The sequence below is a fragment of the Rhodococcus sp. ACS1 genome, from assembly GCF_002300155.1.
Classification (GTDB): Bacteria; Actinomycetota; Actinomycetes; order Mycobacteriales; family Mycobacteriaceae; genus Rhodococcus_F; species Rhodococcus_F koreensis.
Genome location: NZ_NSDZ01000011.1, coordinates 446,021 through 466,179, shown reverse-complemented (window position 1 = coordinate 466,179; position 20,159 = coordinate 446,021). Strand labels below are relative to the sequence as shown.

The 20,159-nt window shown below is 66.4% G+C and carries 17 protein-coding genes and 1 pseudogene; 8 read left to right on the top strand and 10 right to left on the bottom strand.

Going from position 1 to position 20,159, the window contains the following annotated elements:
- Positions 1–60: 60 nt before the first annotated feature.
- The 3 genes from CJ179_RS43620 to CJ179_RS43610 are packed head-to-tail and all read right to left on the bottom strand — an operon-like array spanning position 61 to position 2,844.
- A complete protein-coding gene (locus CJ179_RS43620) occupies positions 61–834 on the bottom strand; it encodes a gamma-glutamyl-gamma-aminobutyrate hydrolase family protein (RefSeq protein WP_095865554.1) in 774 nt (257 codons plus the stop codon).
- The gene (locus tag CJ179_RS43615; protein WP_095865553.1) at positions 831–2,186 is read right to left on the bottom strand and encodes a glutamine synthetase family protein; all 1,356 of its coding nucleotides are present in this window, start codon (positions 2,184–2,186) and stop codon (positions 831–833) included. The genes CJ179_RS43620 and CJ179_RS43615 overlap by 4 nt, the downstream gene beginning before the upstream one ends.
- Positions 2,179–2,844 (bottom strand): hypothetical protein, encoded by a 666-nt coding sequence (locus CJ179_RS43610; protein WP_095865552.1) that lies wholly within the window; start codon positions 2,842–2,844, stop codon positions 2,179–2,181. The genes CJ179_RS43615 and CJ179_RS43610 overlap by 8 nt, the downstream gene beginning before the upstream one ends.
- A 157-nt stretch (positions 2,845–3,001) precedes the next feature.
- On the opposite strand from CJ179_RS43610, the gene CJ179_RS43605 reads away from it, so the two are divergent.
- Positions 3,002–3,967 (top strand): alpha/beta hydrolase, encoded by a 966-nt coding sequence (locus tag CJ179_RS43605; RefSeq protein WP_095865551.1) that lies wholly within the window; start codon positions 3,002–3,004, stop codon positions 3,965–3,967.
- 16 nt (positions 3,968–3,983) lie between these two features.
- Here the strand turns inward: CJ179_RS43605 and CJ179_RS43600 are convergent, their stop codons facing one another.
- Positions 3,984–4,694, bottom strand: coding sequence for a TetR/AcrR family transcriptional regulator (locus CJ179_RS43600; protein WP_095865550.1), 711 nt, complete (start codon positions 4,692–4,694; stop codon positions 3,984–3,986).
- Positions 4,695–4,835: 141 nt separating this feature from the next.
- On the opposite strand from CJ179_RS43600, the gene CJ179_RS43595 reads away from it, so the two are divergent.
- Positions 4,836–6,224: an APC family permease gene (locus CJ179_RS43595; protein WP_095865549.1), complete on the top strand. Its 1,389-nt coding sequence runs from the start codon at positions 4,836–4,838 to the stop codon at positions 6,222–6,224.
- Entirely contained in the window at positions 6,224–7,369 is a 1,146-nt protein-coding gene (locus CJ179_RS43590; protein ID WP_218834922.1) for a serine hydrolase, read from the top strand. The genes CJ179_RS43595 and CJ179_RS43590 overlap by 1 nt, the downstream gene beginning before the upstream one ends.
- Positions 7,370–7,388: 19 nt before the next feature.
- Here CJ179_RS43590 and CJ179_RS43585 read toward each other — a convergent pair.
- Positions 7,389–7,568: pseudogene (locus CJ179_RS43585) on the bottom strand (FAD-dependent oxidoreductase); the annotation flags it as partial.
- A 196-nt stretch (positions 7,569–7,764) separates the two neighbouring features.
- Positions 7,765–11,028, bottom strand: a complete 3,264-nt coding sequence (locus tag CJ179_RS43580; RefSeq protein ID WP_095865547.1) for a protein kinase — start codon at positions 11,026–11,028, stop codon at positions 7,765–7,767.
- A gap of 241 nt (positions 11,029–11,269) precedes the next feature.
- On the opposite strand from CJ179_RS43580, the gene CJ179_RS43575 reads away from it, so the two are divergent.
- Both CJ179_RS43575 and adhP read left to right on the top strand, forming a co-directional pair.
- Positions 11,270–11,800, top strand: coding sequence for a DUF1269 domain-containing protein (locus tag CJ179_RS43575; RefSeq protein WP_095865546.1), 531 nt, complete (start codon positions 11,270–11,272; stop codon positions 11,798–11,800).
- A 103-nt stretch (positions 11,801–11,903) separates the two neighbouring features.
- Positions 11,904–12,929 carry an alcohol dehydrogenase AdhP gene (gene adhP / locus CJ179_RS43570; RefSeq protein ID WP_174705514.1) on the top strand — a complete coding sequence of 342 codons (1,026 nt, stop codon included), beginning with the start codon at positions 11,904–11,906 and terminating at the stop codon, positions 12,927–12,929.
- A gap of 15 nt (positions 12,930–12,944) precedes the next feature.
- Here the strand turns inward: adhP and CJ179_RS43565 are convergent, their stop codons facing one another.
- The 4 genes from CJ179_RS43565 to CJ179_RS43555 all read right to left on the bottom strand — a co-directional run bounded on the left by CJ179_RS43565 (position 12,945) and on the right by CJ179_RS43555 (position 17,241).
- On the bottom strand, positions 12,945–15,299 hold the full coding sequence (locus CJ179_RS43565) for an arylsulfatase (protein WP_095865545.1): 2,355 nt from the start codon (positions 15,297–15,299) through the stop codon (positions 12,945–12,947).
- A gap of 90 nt (positions 15,300–15,389) precedes the next feature.
- Positions 15,390–16,055, bottom strand: a complete 666-nt coding sequence (locus CJ179_RS53460) for a DUF1214 domain-containing protein (RefSeq protein WP_257016101.1) — start codon at positions 16,053–16,055, stop codon at positions 15,390–15,392.
- Positions 16,052–16,870 carry a DUF1254 domain-containing protein gene (locus tag CJ179_RS53455; protein WP_257016099.1) on the bottom strand — a complete coding sequence of 273 codons (819 nt, stop codon included), beginning with the start codon at positions 16,868–16,870 and terminating at the stop codon, positions 16,052–16,054. Before CJ179_RS53455 ends, CJ179_RS53460 begins: the two co-directional genes overlap by 4 nt.
- Positions 16,871–16,971: 101 nt before the next feature.
- Positions 16,972–17,241, bottom strand: a complete 270-nt coding sequence (locus tag CJ179_RS43555) for a hypothetical protein (RefSeq protein ID WP_095865544.1) — start codon at positions 17,239–17,241, stop codon at positions 16,972–16,974.
- A 107-nt stretch (positions 17,242–17,348) separates the two neighbouring features.
- On the opposite strand from CJ179_RS43555, the gene CJ179_RS43550 reads away from it, so the two are divergent.
- From CJ179_RS43550 to CJ179_RS43540, 3 genes are all read left to right on the top strand, one after another.
- The gene (locus CJ179_RS43550) at positions 17,349–18,377 is read left to right on the top strand and encodes an IS110 family transposase (RefSeq protein WP_095865543.1); all 1,029 of its coding nucleotides are present in this window, start codon (positions 17,349–17,351) and stop codon (positions 18,375–18,377) included.
- Positions 18,378–19,115: 738 nt separating this feature from the next.
- Positions 19,116–19,640 (top strand): PRC-barrel domain-containing protein, encoded by a 525-nt coding sequence (locus CJ179_RS43545; protein ID WP_095865542.1) that lies wholly within the window; start codon positions 19,116–19,118, stop codon positions 19,638–19,640.
- Between the two features lie 182 nt (positions 19,641–19,822).
- Entirely contained in the window at positions 19,823–20,131 is a 309-nt protein-coding gene (locus CJ179_RS43540) for a hypothetical protein (protein WP_143549044.1), read from the top strand.
- The last annotated feature ends 28 nt before the right edge of the window (positions 20,132–20,159 follow it).

Here is a 20,159-nt window from a genome sequence, read left to right as displayed (position 1 = left end):
ACTGATCCGAAAGACAGCTGTCGGCCGCCCCTTTCGGTGGCGGCCGACAGTCTCTTGTGGTCAGATCCGCTGGTTGCCTTCGGCGACGATCCAGCTCAGCGCCGGATCGTCGCGTTCCATCCACTCGGGATGCCACTGGACACCGAGCACCGCGGCCCCCGGCAGCTCGACCGCTTCGACGACGCCGTCGGCCGCGCGACCCGTGACCACGAGGCCGGTACCGCAACGGTCGACCGCCTGGTGGTGCCACGAGTTGGTCACCGCGCCGGCACCGAACAGCCGTTCCGCGATCGAACCGGGCTCGAACGTCACCTTGTGGTCGTCGGCACCGTCGGTGAGCGGGGGCGAAACCGACAGGTGCTCGACGGAGCCGGGCGGGAGGTCGGCGATCAGCGTGCCACCGAGAGCGACGTTCAGGACCTGCAGGCCGCGGCACACCCCGAGTACCGGAATGTGCCTGGCGAGTGCGGCACGCACGAGAGCGATCTCGAACTCGTCCCGATCAGGGTCGTGGACCATCGGATCGTCCCGCGGATCCACGTCCCGGACCACTGACGGGTCGCCACCCCAGCGCGCGGGATGAACGTCCTGGCCTCCGGTCACGACCACGCCCGCCAGCCAGTGGCAGAGTGCCTCCGGGTCGGCATCGTAGGGCAGGTTCACCGGAATGCCACCGGCCCTGGCGATCCGATCCGAGAAGTCGGACATGAAGGCGTCGGCGAACAGGTGGCCGTAACGCTTGTCGAGTCCATCGACCAGCCCCAGCCGGAACCGCCGGCCGGTGATGCCGATCAGCGGCCGGATGGTGCCCGGCGTCGCGTTCTCCGTGCTCACGGGAACTCGAAGTATCGCGCCGACTCCCATTCCGAGAGCTCGGCGAACGGATCGCCACCCGCGGTGTGGAACTGCATCCACTCCCATCGGCGGGTACCCACCCAGTAGTCGACGAACTCGTCCCCGAGTTGTTCGCGCAGGATCGGATCTGCCTCGAGAGCGGCGGCCGCCTTGGTGATGGAGTTCGGCAACCGCTCGAGATCGGGCGCACACCACGCCATGTCGTTGACCGGCTCGGGCGGCTCGATCGCGCCGTCGAGGCCGGCGATCACCCCGGCGAGAATGGCCGCGACCGCGAGGTACAGATTCGCGTCGGCACCGGGAACCCGGTACTCGAGGCGGGAGTACGCCGGATGCCCGCACACCGCACGCACCGCGGTGGTCTTGTTGCTGATGCCCCACGTGACCGTCGTCGGCGGGCCGCTCAGGTCGACCAGGCGGCGATACGAGGTGATCTGTGGGAGCACGATCGACGTCGCGCCCTGCATCGTCGCGAGGAGTCCGCCGATCGCGTGCCGCATCGTCGGCGAGGGTCCGTCCTCGGCGTAGAACGCGTTGACCCCGTCGCGCTGCAGGGACAGGTTGACGTGCGAGGCCTGACCGTATCCGGCCGTCGGCTTGGCCATGAAGGTCACGGTGTGACCGAGTTCGAAGGCCACCTCGCGCATCACCTGCCGGGCGCGAGCCCAGGCATCGCACACCGAGATCGGGTCACCGGGAACCAGGTTGAGTTCGACCTGGCCTGCCGCGTCCTCGTCGCTCCACGCCTCCCACTCGATGCCGATCTCTTCGAGGCGACGGGCGACCGCCGACATGTAGTCGACCCAGTCCTTCGATTTCGCGAGGTGGTACGCGGTTCCAGCGGAACCGCCGAGCGGCGTCAGGTCGCGATATCCCTTGGCGCGGGCCTCGTGAATGGACTCCTGGAACAGGGTCGCCTCGATCTCGACCGCCACGGTGGCCGTGAAACCATGCGTTGCGAGTCGGTCGACCAGCTTTCGGGCCAGGTTACGCGGACAGGTCCCGACCGGGGTGCCGTCGGTCTGCCAGTAGTCACCGATCACGGACTGCAGGCCGGGCTCCCACTGCACGAGCGTCGACATGTCGGGCCGGAACTGGACGTCGGCCAGGTGCCCACGCCAGTCGGGGTAGGCGAATCCAAACGTGGGGTCGTTGCCCAGATCGAGGCCGAACAGGAGATCGGCGAACGCGAAACCCGACCCCGCGCTCGCGGCGAACTTCTTGGGCGCCACGTTCTTTCCGAGGAACGAGCCATCGTGATTGGTGGCCTCGAGCCGGACCGTGTGGACGGCGGCATCGCGATCCGTTGCGGTGGCGGTGATTTCAGACATCGTATCGAACCTTCCAGGATGCGGCGACGAGCACCGACAGCTGAGAGAGCGTGCCGCGCACGCCGATCAGACCGGTGGACAGGGCGGCGATCAGATCGTCGGCGCCCGAGAAGATCCCGGCCAGCAGCTCCGGGGGGCCGGCGATCACATAGTGCGTCTCACCCTCGCCGACGACCAGCTGGGCCAATCCGTCGGGGCCGTCCGCGACCGCGACGAGCACGTCGGGGATCCCCGGTACCGACCGGGCCGCGGCCCAGAACGCCTCCGCAGCAACCTGCCAGTCCGGCAGCGGCGGCGACAGCAGTGCCAGCGACGTTGCGACGAGGTCGCCTTCGCCCGCGGGCTCGCCGACCGAGGCGAGCCGCGCGTTGAGGTCGACGGTCAGGGTGACGTCGGGTGAGGTGAACACGCCGCTCGACACCGCGACGACACCGTTGGAGATGCTGATCGTCGCAGCCTGCGGGGTGTCGTGGGAGCGGACCGCGACGATGCCTTCCACCCCCTCCACGACGGAATCCGCACGGTTCGCGCGGACGGAATCGGTGATCGTGCGGCCGATCAGCCGGACGATCGGACTCGCATCGTCCTCGATCCGGATGTCGACCCCGTCGACCGCGTCGGCCTCGCATGTCGCGTGGCCGATCGTCGTTTCGGTCATCCTTCAGTCCTTTCGATTCGACGAGATCATGTGCGCGGTACACCGTCAGCAGCGGATCCCAGTTGGAATGCGACCTTCACAGTCAAACGTCTTGGTCACGTGACTATGATGGTGAGGCACAGATCACTTGTTGTCAATGACTTGCGAGGTTTCCGAGATGAACGACGACGCGCCCACCTGGTGGAATCTGCTCGACGGCGATGCGCAGGCCGCGGCCCGGATGATCGCCCATGCCCTGCAGAAACCGATCCGGGAGCTGGGACCGCAGCAGGCCCGGGCGCTCCTGAACACGACTCCACCTGCCGAGCCGATCACGCCGCTCGACCGTGTCGAACAACTGACCGTCCCGACCCGCGCAGGTGCGATCCGGGCTCGCCTGTACCGCGCGAACAGTGCCGCTCCGGACGGCGACACGCCCGCCCTCGTCTATCTGCACGGCGGAGGTTTCGTCCTGGGAACCCTGGAGGGAGCCGACGAGCTGTGTCGCGCGATCGCCGCAGGATCCGGATGGACGGTCGTGTCCCTGGACTACCGGCTGGCTCCCGAGAACCCCTACCCGGCAGCGCTGGAAGACTGCGTCGACGCCTACGCGTGGCTGACCGGGACAGCATCGGAGTTCGGTATCAATCCGGGAATGATCGCGGTCGGGGGCGACTCCGCCGGCGGCAATCTCGCCGCCGCCCTCTGCCTGCACCGACGCGACGAGCGCAGCCCTCTACCCGTGACTCAGGTCCTTGCCTACCCCGCCGTCGACGGGACATTCACTACGCCGTCGTGGTCGGAATTCGCCGATGCGCCGCTGCTGAGCACCGTGGACGCGCGCTGGTGCTGGGACCACTACGTCGGCCCCGGACTTCGGGCGGACGACCACCTCGCGGCACCCATGCGCGCCGCATCGCTGCGCGGCCTGCCGCCTGCCCTGATTCTGACCGCGGAGGTCGACCCGATCCGGGACGACGCCGAGGCATACGCCGGACGGCTGCGGCGCGACGGCGTCCCCGTCTCGCTGACCCGCTATGCCGGCGTCTTCCACGGTTTCGTCACCGAGATCGGTGTGTTCGCGCAGGCGAAACAGGCGATCGACGAGGTGTGCCTGCACCTGCGCGAGATCGCGCGGGCATAGCTCGTCGCTCAGCGCCTCACAGACCGGTTTCGCGGCTCTCGCGTTCGGCCGCCGCCAGGATCGCCTCGATCACCACGTCGAAGACGGCGCGGCGATCGATGCTGGTCAGTTCGGTGATGTGGGCACGGGCGGTGGGGTACTCGCCGTCGGGCAACTGGGCGTAGATGCGGGTCCACGACGACGCGTCCTTCGCCTGGATCTCGGGGTCCAGGGTGGCGAGTGTGGCGACCTGGCCCGCGAGCCCGAGCGCAGCATCGACGAACGCCCGGTAGTACCGGACGGTGGCGCTCCGGGACAGACCGGACCGCGAGAACGTGTCGAGAATCAGCTCCACCATCCGGCGCTCCGCAGGCCCGCCGGTCGTGCGCGCGAACGTCAGCGCGGCGATCGCCGGTGAGTGGGCCGCCGTCGCCCAGATCCGGTCGGCGATCCGCCGCAGCGTGTCCTGCCAGTGCTCGTCCTCGTTCACCTCGCCGATCTCGTCGAGCTCGATCGCGGTCGCGTGATCGTAGACGGCGAGCAGCAACTCGTCCTTGTCACGGAAAAGCCTGTACAACGTGCTCGCGTCCACGTTCAGCGCTTCGCCGAGCCGTCGCATCGTCAGCCCGCCGACGCCTTCACGTCGGGCGAGTTCGAATGCCGCCGCGACGGCCGCCTCCTGTTGCACACCCCTGCGTTCCCGCCGGGAGGGCCGCGGCGTCGTCGCAGGTGCCGAGTCCTTTGCCATCGTTCTCCCCTCGATTCCCGCGTCCACCGTAGCAAACCCTGTTTCCGACCGCGTTGCCAACACAACTGCCAACGCTGTTGACAACACCGATGCGATGCCTGTTTAGTGTGGTCGATCACAGCACTCCACGGAGGAATTCACATGACGGATTCGCAGGCCGCGACAGCGACGGACGAACCTCGATTGACCCCGCGACTGACGCTTCCGTCCGTCGTGGCATTCGGCCTGTCGTATATGGCGCCGAGCCTGGTCATGATCATTTTCGGCGTCATCGCCGTGGCGAGCGCGGGCACGGCGCCCACCGCGTTCCTCGTCGCGACGGTGGCGATGCTGCTCACCGCACTGAGCTACGCCCGCCTCGCCCGGATCTATCCGGTGTCGGGTTCGGCGTACTTCTACGCGCGCCGCAACCTGGGGTCGTCGGTCGGATTCCTGGTGGGATGGGCCATCCTGCTGGACTACCTGTTCCTGCCGATGGTCGCGTGGCTGGCACAGTCGATCCTGCTCAACGCCCAGTTCCCCGCCATCCCGATCTGGGTGTGGATGTTGATCAACGCGGGTCTGACGACAGCCGTGAACGTGATCGGCATCGCGCTCGCCGACCGCATCAACCGGGTGTTGCTCGCCGTGTCGGTGTTCCTCGTGTTGCTGTTCTTCGCCTATTGCGTCAAGTTCGTCGCGGGCAACCCCGTCGCGTCCTACACGGAACCGTTCTGGAATTCGAACAGCATGATGTCCGGCATCTCGGTCGCCGCGGCCATCGCGGCGTACTCGTTCCTCGGGTTCGACGCCGTCACCACTCTCGCCGAGGAGACCAAGGACGCCGCCCGCAACATCCCGCGAGCCATAATCTGGATCGTCGCGATCGGCGGCCTGATCTTCGTCATCGTCGCGTACGTGATGCAGCTGGTCCACCCCGGCGGCGTCTTCGAGGACGCGCAGGCGGTGGCGTACACGATGTCGGTCGACGTCGGTGGCCAGTTCTACGCCGATTGGACGAACCTCGCGGGCATCGTCGCCGGGTCCGCGTCGTGCCTGGCCGTCCAGCTCAGTTCGAGCCGACTGCTGTACATCATGGGCCGGGACGGTGTGCTCTCGCGTCGCCTGTTCGGGAAGCTCAACGCCCGCACGCGCACTCCGATCTTCTGCGTGCTGGTGACCGGCGCGATGTGCTTCGTCGGCATGAACATGCCCCTCGAAACTGCAACAGGATTCATCAACTTCGGCGCATTCTCAGCGTTCACCGCTGTCAACCTCTGCGTCATCGCCTACTACGTCCGCCATCGCTCGACCCGGCCGCTGAGCAGAATTCGCTTCGTCGTGATGCCGGCGATCGGCGCAGCCGTGACGCTGGGCATGATCACCCAGCTCAGCGAGCACGCACTGATCTCGGGCATCTCCTGGCTCGCCGTCGGAATCGTCTACCTGGTATGGCTCACTCGCGGATTCCGCCGGCCGACACCCGAAATGAACCTCACCCACGAGCAGGATGTCGTGGCCGCCGCACAGATCAGCGAGGGCCGGAAATGATGATCGGAACCGAACCACTTGTCACACTCGCGGATTGGCAGAGTCCCCCGCACAACCGGTACACCTTCGGCCGAATGCGCCAGATGGTGCCGACGGCACGAGTCGCGGCAGGCCCCGCACCGTTGCGGCTACCCGAGGACGGCGCACTCGACCTCGATCTTCCCGTCGGCAACGAGACCGTGCGTTCGATCCTCGAGCGCACCTACACCGACGGCTTCATGGTCCTGCACCGCGGCACCGTGCTCGCCGAGCTGTATCCCGGCGATCTCGACCCCGACCGGACCCACATGCTGTTCTCGGTGAGCAAGTCGATCGTCGGCACGGTGGCCGCGAACCTGATCGCGACCGGCACATTGGATCCCGACGCCCCACTCACCGCGTATGTTCCGGAATTCGCCGACTCGGGCTACGCCGGAGCCACCGTGCGGCACATTCTCGACATGCGGTCGGGTATCCGATTCTCGGAGGAGTACCTCGAACCCGGCGCCGAGGTACGCCTTCTCGACCAGGCCGTCGGCTGGGTTCCGCGCGTCGACGATTGGGTCCCGCAGTCGATGTATGGATTCCTTCCGATGCTGAAAGCTGCTCGCCCACACGGTGGCCCGTTCGAATACCGATCCTGCGAAACGGACGTACTCGGGTGGGTCTGCGAACGCGCCGCCGGTGAGCGCATGCCGTCGCTGCTGTCGCGTGTGATCTGGTCCCGGATCGCCTCGGACGACATGGATGCCGGAGTGGACCGCGCGGGAGCGGTATTCGCCGACGGCGGGCTCGCCGCCACACTCCGCGACGTGGCGAGGTTCGGCGAGATGCTCCGATGCGGCGGACGAAACGGCACCGACCAGGTGGTGCCGCAATCCTGGATCGAGGACGCCCTGCGCGGCGCGCCCGATTCCCGTGCAGCGTATGCCGAGTCACCGATCGCGACGCCACTGCCGGGTGGCATGTACCGCAACCAGTTCTGGGTGCCGCACGCCGATCGGCAAGTGCTGCTGTGCCTGGGGATCTACGGCCAATCCATCTACATCGACCTCGACCGAGACGTCGTGGTGGTGAAACTGTCGTCGTGCCCGACACCGGTGGACGACGAACTCGACAACGCAAGCTTCGCGGCCGCCGAGGCGATCGCGGCATCACTGGCCTGACCGGCAATCCCGGCCGGCCTCACGAGTTCAGTTGTGCCAGCACTTCGGCCGCGGCTCGGTAGCCGGACCGAATCGCCCCGTCCATGTAGCCGTTCCAGGTGTCGGAGGTTTCCGCGCCTGCCCAGTGCACACGCCCGATGGGATCGGACAGGGCGGCACCGTACTGCGTCCACACGCCCGCACCGAGTCGGCCGCCGTAGGCAAGCAGCTGGTGATCCCGTCTCGGCCTGGGACTTCAGTACTCTGCTCGGTGTGGCCATTCGACCGTGGATGCCCGGCACGGACCGTAACCCATTCGGCTGGTGAACCGCCGCTGACCGGCCACCGGACGCGATCGTGCAGCAGTGGGCCGAACGCAGTGATCGCCTTCGTCGTCGACACGGTGGAGGCAGAGGTCAGGTCGATTGCCGCTCCTCCACGACCCAGGCCGCGACCTGGGCTCGCGAGTTGAATCCGAGTTTGGTGAGTATGTGTTCGACGTGTCCCTGCGCGGTGCGTTGTGAGATCACGAGCCGGGCGGCGATGGCCTTGTTGGTCAGCCCCTCGGCGATCAGCTCGGCGACCTGTCGTTCACGTTTCGTCAGTTTCACCGATCCGGAGGGTCCGGAATCTTTCTGGAGCCGTTCGCCGAGTGCGTACGAGACGGCCGAGTCGAGATCCATGTTCCGGCCTTGTTGCAGCGCCTGCTCGTAATCGTTCTTTGTGAGCGCTCCGCGGACGACCCGTTCGCACTCGTCGTGATGAACGAGCAGGTCGGGGACGAAAACCGAGGAACTTCCCACTGCGTGACCAATGGCTTCGGCGGCTCCCATCAAAATGCCGGCGCGCTTGGGATCACTGCCGCCGGCGATCCACGCGAGAGCTTCGAGGCTGTTTGCGCAATTGACCGGATCGTCGACGAGACGGCTGAGCCGCAGCCCCTCCTCGAGCAATTCGGTTGCACGACGCCGTTCGCCCTGTCGCCACTGCGCAACCGCCATGACCCACAGGACGTAGGCCCGGTACACGGATTCGCCGTGGCGATCGGTGATCGAGAGGGCTTCCTCGTAGCAGTCGACCGCCCGGCGAGGATCGTCGTCGAGCAGCTCGTAGGTCAGACCGAGCAACGTGAGCGTCTCGACGTGTATGACCAACTCGCGCTCCGCTTCTCGAAGCACAGTGAGGGCCCGCTCGAAACCGGTACACGCGCGCACGAGATCACCGTTGAAGATCCCGAAGACGCCGTCCGCGTGATCGACGATGGCGCGCGCGACGGGATCGGGCACATGGTCGGCAAGGGCATGCGCCTGCTCGACGAGGGCAGCACCTCGCTGATGGTCCCGTTGCTGTTCGGCCATCAGGCAGTTGGCGTAGAGCGCTTTGACCGTCACGATCGTCGGCGGCAGATTCGGTGACGAGAGGAATCGGTCGAGCCAGCGCCGTGTCTCGCTGAGCAGACCGCGCGTACTCCACAGCAGGGACGAGGCGGTCGCGATCTGCAAACCTTCCTCGACGTCGCCCTCGGTCAGGCAGAATTCCATGGCATCCCGCAAGTTCGGCTGCTCGCGACTGAACCGGGAGAGCCATTCGATCTGCCGAGGGCCTATGAACTCGGCTTCAGCGGTCCGGGCCAGCTGGCGATACCAATCCCGGTGCCGACGACGCAGGTCCGAATAGTCGCCGGTCTGCTGAGCCTTTTCCCGGCCGTAGTCGCGGAGAGTCTCGAGCAGCCGGTATCGCACCGTGACGCCCTGGTCCTCCCGGTTCAGGATCGACTTGTCGACGAGCGATGCCACCGCGTCCAGGAGGTCCTCTGCGTCGCTGTCTGCACCGCATACCTGTTCTGCCGCATCCAGTTCGAAGCTACCCGCGAATACCGACAGTTGTTCCCATGCGCGTTGCTCTCGCACGGTGCAGAGTTCGTAGCTCCAATCGAGGCACAACCTCAACGTCTGCTGGCGCGACGGTGCCCCGCGGCTTCCGCGCGTCAGCAACGCATAGCGGTCGCTCAGGCGTTGCAGGATCTGCTCGGGCGACATCGCCCGCAACCGCGCCGCCGCCAGTTCGATCGGTAGCGGCAACCCGTCCAGTCGGCGGCAGATTCGGGTCACCGCGGTCTTGTTCGTCTCGGTCAGGGCAAAGGCCGGTACCGCGGCGGTGGCGCGTTCGGTGAACAGCGACACGGCGTCGTAGCGGGGAAGACCCTGGAGTGACGGCTCGCGATCCGGGTCGGGGACCGCCAGCGGTGGGACGCGCAAGGTCGCTTCACCGCCGATTGTCAGGGGTTCCCTGCTGGTCGCGAGAACACGCAGGCGGGGGCTCTGTTGCAACAGTGTCGTCGCGAGGTCCGCCACGGCATCGACCACTTGTTCGCAATTGTCCAGTATCAGCAGAAGTTCTCGCGAAGAGAGGAAGTCCAGCAGGACTTCACGAAGAGACCGAGCCGTCTGGTCACGCAATCCGAGGGTGGTGGCGACGACGTCGATCACCAGAGACGGGTCGCGGACCTCCCCGAGTTCGACGAGCCATGCCCCGTCGGCGAATTCGCGCTGCATTGCCGTAGCGACGCGTATCGCCAGACGGGTCTTCCCGACTCCGCCTATTCCGGTCAACGTCAGCAGCCGCGATGCTGCCAGTAGATTTTTCGCCTCGGTGAGTTCGTGCCTGCGCCCGACGAAGCTGGTCAATTCCAGCGGGAGATTTCCCGTCCGATGAGCGGAGGGACCGAGCGGTGTTCGCCGTGGAGTGTCCGCCGGGTCCGGGGCGGCGGTGGTCGGCGATGCGTGCAGAGCCATGACGTCGACGGGCACACCACGGCCAAGCTGGACGTCGCGCAGCTTCTCACCGAATGCGGCGGCAGAGGGTGGCCGGTCCTCGGGTCGGCGGGCCATTGCCTGCTCGATCACGGCGGTGACGTCGTCCGCGATCCCCTGCTCCCGAAGGTCCGGTGTCGGTTCGGTGGTGATGCGGACGAACTGGGCCACCAACTGTTCGCCGCTGCGCCGCTCGAACGCTGCGTGCCCGGTGATCGCACAGAACAGGGTCGCACCCAGCCCGTAGATATCCGACGCCGGGCTCGCGGACGCGCCGCCGAGGACCTCGGGCGCGGTGAACGCGGGCGAACCCGTGACGATGCCCGTCGCGGTTTCGAAGCCCCCGGACATGTGGGCGATCCCGAAGTCCGTGAGAGCCGGCTCGCCGTATTCGGTGAGGAGGACGTTTGCGGGTTTCACGTCACGGTGGACGATGCCCTGCCGGTGTGCGGTCTCGAGTGCACCAGCGAGCTTGACCCCGAGGTGCAGCACCTCGTCCACCGACAGCGGGCCGTGCCGTCGGATACGAGTGTCCAGGGAGCCCTGCGGGTGGTAGGGCATCACGAGAAACGGGTCGCCGCTTCCCGTGATGCCGACTTCGAGCACGGTCACGATGTTCGGATGGCCGGTCAGACGACCCATCGCCCGCTGTTCCCGGAAGAATCGTTCCCGATTCTCCTTCGCGAGATCCGTGGTCAGAACCTTGACGGCTACGGTCCGGTCGAGCGTGGCCTGCGTGCACCGGTAGACGACGCCGAAGCCGCCGCGCCCGATCTCCCGGGCGTCGTCGAATCCGTCCGCACTCAACTGCGCGGTGGCCGTCGGGTCCACATCGCGTTGGGTCTCGAACGGATCGTCATCGGCCACTGCTAGGTCGATTCATCCGAGCCATGTCGCCGGTTCAGCACCACTTACCTCTCGAGGACGCCTCCCCAGGATATCGCCGACGACCCGCAACAGTGGTGACGTTTGCGCGGCGGAGACATCGTGAGCGCTCGCTGCGCGACGACGACACGCTGGTGATCACCCGTTTTGGGCGATGCGAGCGGGACCGCGGGTGCCGAGGCTGGAAGCGGGTCCACCGTCAACCAACCCATCGGAGGAAATCATGGCCCTCGATACATTCGCCCTGCTCGCGGCGGTCTATGACTCGCAAGACGCCGCGATCGCCGACTACGACGCCGTGCACGATCTCTACGTCGAGGCGGACCTGATCGATACATACGATGCGGCCGTCATCACCCGGACCGAAACTGGCAAGGTCAAGATCGTCAAGAAACATGAGCAGCCGACCCGGCAGGGAGCGTGGGGTGGGCTCGGCATCGGCTTGGTTGGAGGTGCACTCGTTGCCCTGTTCCCGGCCGTCGGGCTCGGCGCCGGGTTGTTGCTGGGTGGTGCCGGCGGCGCCGGTCTCGGGGCACTCGGCGGGCACGTCGCAGCCGGGATGAGCCGCTCCGACCTCAAGGATGTGGGTGAGCTACTCGACGACGGGGACAGCGGACTGATCGTCGTTGCGGCGACGGACCTCGAGGCGCGGGTCGAGAAGGCGCTCGAACGCGCATCCAAGGTGAAAAAGAAGCAGCTCGAGGCGGACACGGAGCGGGTCGGCAAGGAGATCGACGAGGCGTCCAAATCCTGAGATCCGGCGCCTGAACCGCGGATTCCGCGTGGCATCCGGCGCAGCCGACCCACCGTAGTGGCACCCCCGCTCGTAGTGTGCACCACAGACGCAAGGAGGCCCCATGACCAGCACGATGAAGGCCGCGGTCGTCAAAGAATTCGGACGGCCGCTGACCATAGAAGAGGTGCCGATTCCGACGCCGGGCCGCCATCAAGCGCTGGTGAAGGTCGAGACGACCGGTGTTTGCCACACCGACCTCCACGCCGCGGACGGAGACTGGCCGGTCAAGCCCGCCCCACCGTTCGTCCCCGGCCACGAGGGCTATGGGACGGTCGTTGAACTGGGCGAGGGTGTGGCCGACCTCGAGATCGGCGAGCGGGTCGGGAATGCCTGGCTGTGGTCGGCCTGTCTGGACTGCCGGTACTGCCGCACGGGTTGGGAAACCTTGTGTGAGAAGCAGATCAATGGCGGATACTCGATCAACGGATCCTTCGCCGAATACATGCTGGTGGACTCGCGCTTCGCGGCGCGCATTCCGGACGGTTCCGACCCGGTGGAGGTGGCGCCGATACTCTGCGCCGGTGTGACGGTGTACAAGGCACTGAAGGTCACCGACCTCGAGCCGGGTCAGTGGGTGACGATCTCGGGAATCGGAGGCCTCGGTCACGTCGCGGTCCAGTACGCGGTGGCGATGGGGTTCAGGGTGGCCGCCGTCGACGTGTCGGATTCGAAGCTCGAACTCGCCCGGAACCTCGGCGCGGAAGTCCTCGTGAATGCGACCAAGGAGGATCCGGCCGCTCGAATTCAAGCGGCGACCGGCGGAACCGACGGCGTGCTGGTCACGGCCGTGCATCCTGCCGCGTTCGGGCAGGCCATCGCAATGGCCCGGCGGGGTGGGACGATCACTTTCATTGGTCTGCCACCCGGGGATTTTCCCGCTCCGATCTTCGACACCGTCCTCAAGGGGCTGACCATTCGGGGGTCGATCGTTGGCACTCGGCAGGACATGCGCGAGGCACTCGACTTCTATACGCGCGGGAAGATTCATCCGACCGTGCACACCCGCAGACTCGACGAGATCAACGACGTCTTCGACGAGTTGCGCCAGGGCACGGTCGACGGCCGTATCGTGCTGCAATTCGCATGAATGCGGTCAAGTCCTCTATTCCCGCATCAGCATCAGGGCGGCTTCCCGCTCGAGGTCGAGGTACGGTTCACCGCTGACGTCGATCGCGACCCGGTTGATCGTGCCGCCGGTGAAACGATGGGGTGATTCGCCGGGGTAGTCGTCGGTGATCGGCTCGCCCGGGTGCCTGCCGACGTACAGCCCCGCACCGGCGATCGCGAACGCCCCCATCTGAGTTCTGATCCGGCCCTCGCCGACCTTCCGATCCCCATGGAAGAGGGACAGTGTTCCCAAGGTGGCGGCAGGTTCCTGCTCGTCCTTGTCGAAGGACGCGGACAGAATCAGGTCGGTGCCGGTGGGGACGTCCTCGGAGCCGACGATCATCTGTTCGTCGCTGCCCACGAAGTTGTTGACGTAGTGCAGTCGGTTGTCCTTCACGTACAGTGCGTGCCCGCCGAAGCGGGATCCGATCGCGAAGAGCACGCCCTCGGCGCCCGGCTCGGGGATGTCGACGAGCGCCCCGATCACGAAGGACCGCCCGCGGGTGTTGACCGCTTGCCATTCGGACACCGCGGCCACGTCCGGGTAGTACACGTACCGGTCGCGGGCAGCGGCCAGTTGGGGGCGGGGCGTGCCCATGATTTCGACACCCGATCGATCGTCGAGTGGAAACGCCAGGTTCGCGCCGGCCTCGGCGAACCAGATGTTCACCAATTCCCGCAGCTTGTCCGGGTGCTCCGACGCCAGGTTGTTCACCTCTGCCCGGTCGACATCGGTGTGGTAGAGCTCCCACTCGTCTTCGTTGAAGTGGCCCCACCCGGCGATGGTCGGGTGCGTCGTGACGGCCTTCCAACCCTCGTGCCAGATCGATCGCGAGCCGAGCATCGAGTAGAACTGGGTCCGGCGCGCCGAGGGCGCGGACTTGTCCTCGAACGTGCCCCGCATGCTGACGCCGTCGAACTGGGCCTGGGTATGGCCCTTGATGGTCTCGGGTGGTTCGACGCCGATCAGGTCCAGGAGCGTCGGCACGATGTCGATCGCGTGATGGTACTGGTCACGGATCTCGTCCCGCGCCTTCGTTCCGGCCGGCCACGAGATGATGCACGGGTCCGCGGTGCCGCCGTTGAACTCGTAGCGCTTCCACATCTTGAACGGGGTGTTGAACGCCATCGCCCAACCGTTCGGGTAGTGGTTGTACGTCTTGGGTCCGCCGAGATCGTCGAGCTTCGAGAGGTTCTCCGCGAGGTCGTCCGGGATGCCGTTGGCGAACTTCATCTCGTTGACGGAGCCGTTCGGGCCGCCCTCACCACTCGCGCCGTTGTCGGAGACGACCACGATCACGGTGTTCTCCAACTCGTCGTTCTGCTCGAGATAGTCGAGCACCCGCCCGATGTGATGATCGGCGTGGGCCAGGAAACCCGCGTAGACCTCGGCCATCCGCGCGAACAGCCGCTTCTCGTCGTCGTTGAGCGTGTCCCACGGGCGGGTGTAGTCGAGTTCCGGGAACGGCTGCCCCTCGGGTCCCGACCGGGTGTCGGGGGTGCCGATCGGATTGATCGGCGGCAGCTCGGTGTCCGCCGCGACGATGCCCATCTCCTTCTGCCGGGCAAGGGTCTGCTCACGGACCGCGTCGTAACCCATGTCGAACTTGCCCTCGAACTTCGCGATCCACTCCTCCGGGGCGTGATGCGGAGCGTGACACGCACCGGGCGCGTAGTAGAGGAAGAACGGCTTCTCCGGCGCGATCACCTTGGCGTCCTTGATGAACTCGAGCGCCTTGTCGGTGATGTCGTCGGTGAGGTGGTAACCGTCCTCCGGCGAACTGGGCTGGTCGACCGGGTGGTTGTCGTAGACCAGATCCGGATACCACTGGTTGGTCTCCGCACCGAGGAACCCGTACCAGCGCTCGAAACCACGCCCGCTCGGCCAGTTTCGGCGGGTCGCCGCCAGGTTCATCTCGTCCGTCGGGCACAGGTGCCATTTGCCCACCATGTATGTGTTCCAACCCCGCTCGCCGAGGATCTCCGAGAGCATGCCGTTCTCCGGCGGGATCGTGCCACTCGCATTGGGGAATCCGATCGACGCCTCCGTGATGCAGGCCATGCTGTTACGCGTGTGGTTTCGCCCGGTCAGCAAACAGGACCGCGTGGGCGAGCACAGCGCCGTGGTGTGCCACTGCGTGTACCGAACCCCCTTCGCAGCGATCCGATCGATGTTCGGCGTCTCGATCGGCCCGCCGTAACATCCCATTGCCGAGAATCCGACGTCGTCGAGCACGATGTAGAGCACGTTCGGCGCTCCGTCAGGGGCCCGAGGGGGCTCGAACGGCGTCCAATCCGGGACCGAATCCCGGATATCGACGTTGACAACACCGCGAAATGGCTTGACCATGATGCGCCTCTCCTCGCCTACACTCCTGCTGACAGCCTCGACACTCGTGCGCTCACACACCTCACCCGACACGGGTGAACCCGAACCCGCCTACTGTTTTCGGATGACGTCCGGGAACTGGTAGGAGTCGTCGAGGATGGTCCGGTCGGGGACGTACGCACGGATGATCAGACAGAACTCGCCGTCGGGCGCGGGGAGCCAATTCGCCCGTGCAGCAGGGTCACTGGGCTCCTCGTGCGACAGGTGCAGGGTGAGTGTCCCGTCGCGGAACACGAGGTCGCCGGCGTCGAGGTCGACGGTGCCGAGATTGACACGCCCACCGGGGGCACCGGCAAGCATGAAAGCGTCCTTGTCGTACATGGTCAACGACCAGAACCCGCCACAGTTTCGGTCGACCGGTGGCAGGGCGTTCTCGGCGAACGTCATCGTGTACTGCTCGCGGCCGTGGAGGAGACCACCGGCGCTGTCGGTGCCCCGGATCAGGTAGACCGCCTCGTGGAAGTCGTTGACGTAGATGTAGATCACCGAGGCGAGGGCCCGGCCGAACCAGTCGGTACCCCACACACCGCCGTTGTGTTGGCGCTGCCACCCGTTGCCGACGTCCACGCCGACCTGGACGTAGGTCGCAGACGCATGGAGGGCGACGTCGGCGCTGAGCGCTGCACGGTCGAGGAGCGCGCGGTACGACTCGTCGGATCGGTGCAACGCGACGAGTGTGCGCGCTTGATCGGCCATCGGGGTGTCGGAGTCACTCATCCGGGGATTGAAGTCGAGCATCGCGCCGAGATCGGCCCAGAACGATTCCGGCTTGACCCATTGCGGCCTGCTGGCGTCCGGATTCGCCGCGAGCATCTCGGCGGTGAGGCCCGGGGAAAGATGGCAGTGGCGGCGTCGGCCTCGTAACCGAACGATCGTTGCCCGGGCTGATCCTCGTCGAGGGGATACATCCCGATCTGGTCGAGGACGACGCGGGCCTGCTGCTTGGATTCCTCCGAGTGCGCGGCGAAGCTGCGCGGAATCACCGCGGCCACGTTGGTAGGCATCCGCAGGACGCCCACGAATTCCGCGGCCTCGTTCCCCTCCCAGGCGGGTCCGACGAGCAGGAACTTACCGCCGGGTGTTCCTGCGGCCGAGCCCAGTTGGTGGATGACGTTGGTGAGAACGTCGACGATCTGGACGGTCCAGTAGTGGCCGGCGGGAACGTCGGTCGGCGTCTGAACGACTACGGCGTCCCGGGTCAGATCGGCGAACCCGACGCCGTAGATCGTGTCGTTGTTCGGTGAGACCACCCACCGCTGCGCCGGACTCATGTAGTCGGCCAGCGCACCGGTGCGGTTCTTCGGTGCGCCGGGCAGGATGCCGAGTTGCAGTCCGGCCCTGCCCTCCATGAGGTCCCACATGGACGTGCGGCCGAACGTGTCCACCGCCGGGTATCCCCAGTAGTAGACGACGCGGGCGAGGGCCTCCACATAGCTTTCACCCGCCAGTGCGGCAGGAACCCCCGCAGACCGGGCCAGCCCGGCGTGCGCGGGCGTGAACCCTCTGGCGACGTCGTCGAACGAAGTACCCATCCGAACACGGTGCCCCGCGGCGCCCGCCCGGCCATCACCCGTGCCGGGTGAAAACGCCGGCGTGCCTCACAACAGGATTCACACCGGGGGCGGGTTCGGCGTCATTTCATGAAGACGGTGCCCCCGCCACCGTCCTTGGTGGTGTCCCGCGGCTGCCCTTGCCACTGCGTGCACCAGTCACCGAGGGGATTGCTCGGCGCGTCGAAATCCCAGTGCGGGGCGTCCTGGAACGGACCACAGGTCGGTTCCTTGGGCGGCGTCGAGGACGGCGCCGACGGCTGATTGCCGACCGTCTGCGCGGGCGCCACCGCCGACGCGAGAGACATTCCCGGACCAGCCAGGGCGAAGCCCGCCGCGACGGATCCGACCACGATGACATTCTTGATGCGATGAAGGGGCGGGGCCTCCCGCTACCTCGTGGTTCCCGGCGAATGCTGGGGGTGTCCACTTCAACACGGCGAAGAAGAAGGTGGCCCCTATGAGCCAGTATGACGGAAGTCAGGTCGTCGGGATCGATCTGCATCGGCAACGGTCGGTGATCGTCCGACAGACCGATACCGGTGAGCAGCTGTCCGCGGTGCGGATCGTTAACGACCCTGTCGCGTTGGGACTGCAGATCGAGAAGGCCGGCCCACACCCCGAAGTGGTCCTCGAGGCGACCTACGGCTGGTACTGGGCGGTCGACGCCTTGCAGGCCGCCGGGGCGAGCGTACATCTGGCACACCCACTGGGGGTCAAGGGATTCCGATATCGACGGGTGAAGAACGACGTCCGCGATGCCGCCGATCTGGCGGATCTGCTGCGGATGAACCGGTTGCCTGAGGCGTGGATCGCCCCACCGCAGACCAGGGAGCTGCGCGAGCTGGTGCGATACAGAGCGAAGCTGGTCGCGCTGCGGTCCGGACTCAAGGCGCAGGTGCACTCGGTGCTCGCCAAGGAAGGGGTGCTGATCCCGGTGTCGGATTTGTTCGGTGGCACCGGTCGCCAGCGTCTGGCGAAGGTGCCGCTCGGTGTCGCGTACGCGCAGCGGGTGATTTCGTTGCTCGAGCTGATCGACGTCCTCGACGCGCACGAGGGACGATTCTTCGACCAGATCGCCGCCGAGTTGCGTGGCCATCCCGGTTATCGGGCGATTCAGGCGCTGCCCGGGGTCGGTCCCACCCTCGGTGCCGTGTTCGTCGCGGAGATCGGTGACGTGCACCGCTTCACCGACCCCAGCCACCTGTGTTCGTGGGCCGGCCTGACCCCCAAGCACCGCGAGTCCGACACCGTCGTTCGCCGCGGGCACATCACCAAGCAGGGCTCCAAACTGGTGCGCTGGGCGGCGGTGGAGGCCATCCAGCGGCAACCGGCCGGGACGAAGATCTCGGTCGACCGTAAACGCATCGAGGCCCGCCGCGGCAGGAACATCGCCAAGGTCGCCGCGGCCCGCAAACTGCTCACCCTCGTCTACTACGGGCTGCGTGACGGACACATCCGCGCGTTGATCCGCCAGAAGGCGGCGTGAGCACCTCGGACGCAACACGCGCGCGGACGCTATATTGTCTGACCCCCGCATCGGCGTGGTCGCGGTTTTGATTGACCCCCGCGTGTTGCCAGCGCACAGCTCCATGCCCGCACCGCCGGGCGAAGGGATGACCGGCAGCCGAGGAATTCGGCCTTGCCCCAAACCCATTCGCATCACAATGGAGGCCTAGCACCACCCACAACCGCACAGCCCCACCTCGTCAGGCTCCCGGCCCCGGGGAAGTCTGCACCGGGCCGGGCCAACCGGTCAAGACCGTACGTCCTCGCTGGCGCTCCGGGCGCTGCGTCTTGACCCCGGCCCTTGCTCGGTGCTGCCCGCACGGAAGCCGCCACCCAAGAAACGCCAGTTGACAGGACCCCGCCCTTTTAGGGATGACAATATTCATGACGACCTTTCGAGGTTGCTGCCGCTGTCCCACACCACCTCGGCGTGGCGCGCCAACCACATGTGGGACTTCCGCCTGCCGCAAGGCGTGACCGAGGGGCGCTCCCAGCACTGGGCGAAGCGGGGCACATATCGAACATACTCCGACGCAAGACCATTCATTTCAGATCCTCAGCGAATACTCAGGAAGGGCAGGATCATCGACCGGCGACCGTGCGTAGCCTGGTCACATGGGGTCGCATCACCCCGGCAGTCCCCCGCACACTGCCAAGCCCTGGCATTTCGCAGAATAGATCGACGAAACAGCAAGGTATGAAACAGAAGTAGACCGCAATGAATGCCCATCGGCGCAGTTCCTCTGCGGCGCCCACCACGGGGTCGGCGCGGACGGTCGTGACTGTGGCGCGGTTGCTCGGTAAATCGATCATCGCCCGTACCGGCCGGTCTGTCGGTCGCGTCGACGACATCGTCGTCCGAGTCGACGGCGGCAAGGAGTCCCCACCGGTAACCGGAATCGTGGCCGCGGTCGGCGGGCGCCGGGTGTACGTGCCGACCTGGCGGATCCGCAGCCTCGACCGCGGCCGGGTGTCCTTGTCGACCAATGCGATCAGCTCGCGTGGGTTCGCACTCCGCAGCGGGGAGATCCTCGTACGCGCCGGCATTCTGGGCCATCGGTTCGTCGACCGGTGCACCGCTGAACTCGTCCTCGCCGTCGACGCGGAACTCGACAACACCGGTGGCGAGTGGATGCTCAGTCGAGTCGTCACCTGCCCCCGCCGCCGGATCGGCACGCACTGGAGAGTCCACGACCGGGGACGAATCACTCGCGACTGGACCCGAGTCGAACCCTCCGCCTAATTGCCGTCAGCGGATATACGGTGTGCCACTATATTTTTCGCACGCCCTGAATGCTGCCAGGAGATTCACAGGTTCATGCCAGCCGACCGCCAGGATGCGGGCCTGCACTGGGATTGTGCACTCCTCGACCAGGGGTGCACCAACCCACCTCCCCGGTGGGTTTGCCAGTGAAAGGATCGATGATGATCACACACTCCACGACGACGGGAACACGGCGACGTCTGTCGAGAATCGCCGTCACAGCGGCACTCGCGGCCATTCCGCTGGCCGCGGTCACCGCGCCGGCATTCGCTGCCACCACCACACCAGCGCAAGTTCAGGTGGACCGAGGCTGGCACGACGGGAACCACCACGACAAACAGCACGAGAACTGGCAGGACACCGACCCCTGGCCCCCGCAGACCGACAATCAGACCCCCGCTCCGACCACCAACCCCTTCGCCGGGCTGCTCGCGACCAACCCCTTCGCCGGGTTGTTCGGGTCCAGCTGACACCGGGTAAGTGGAACACGAAAGTGAG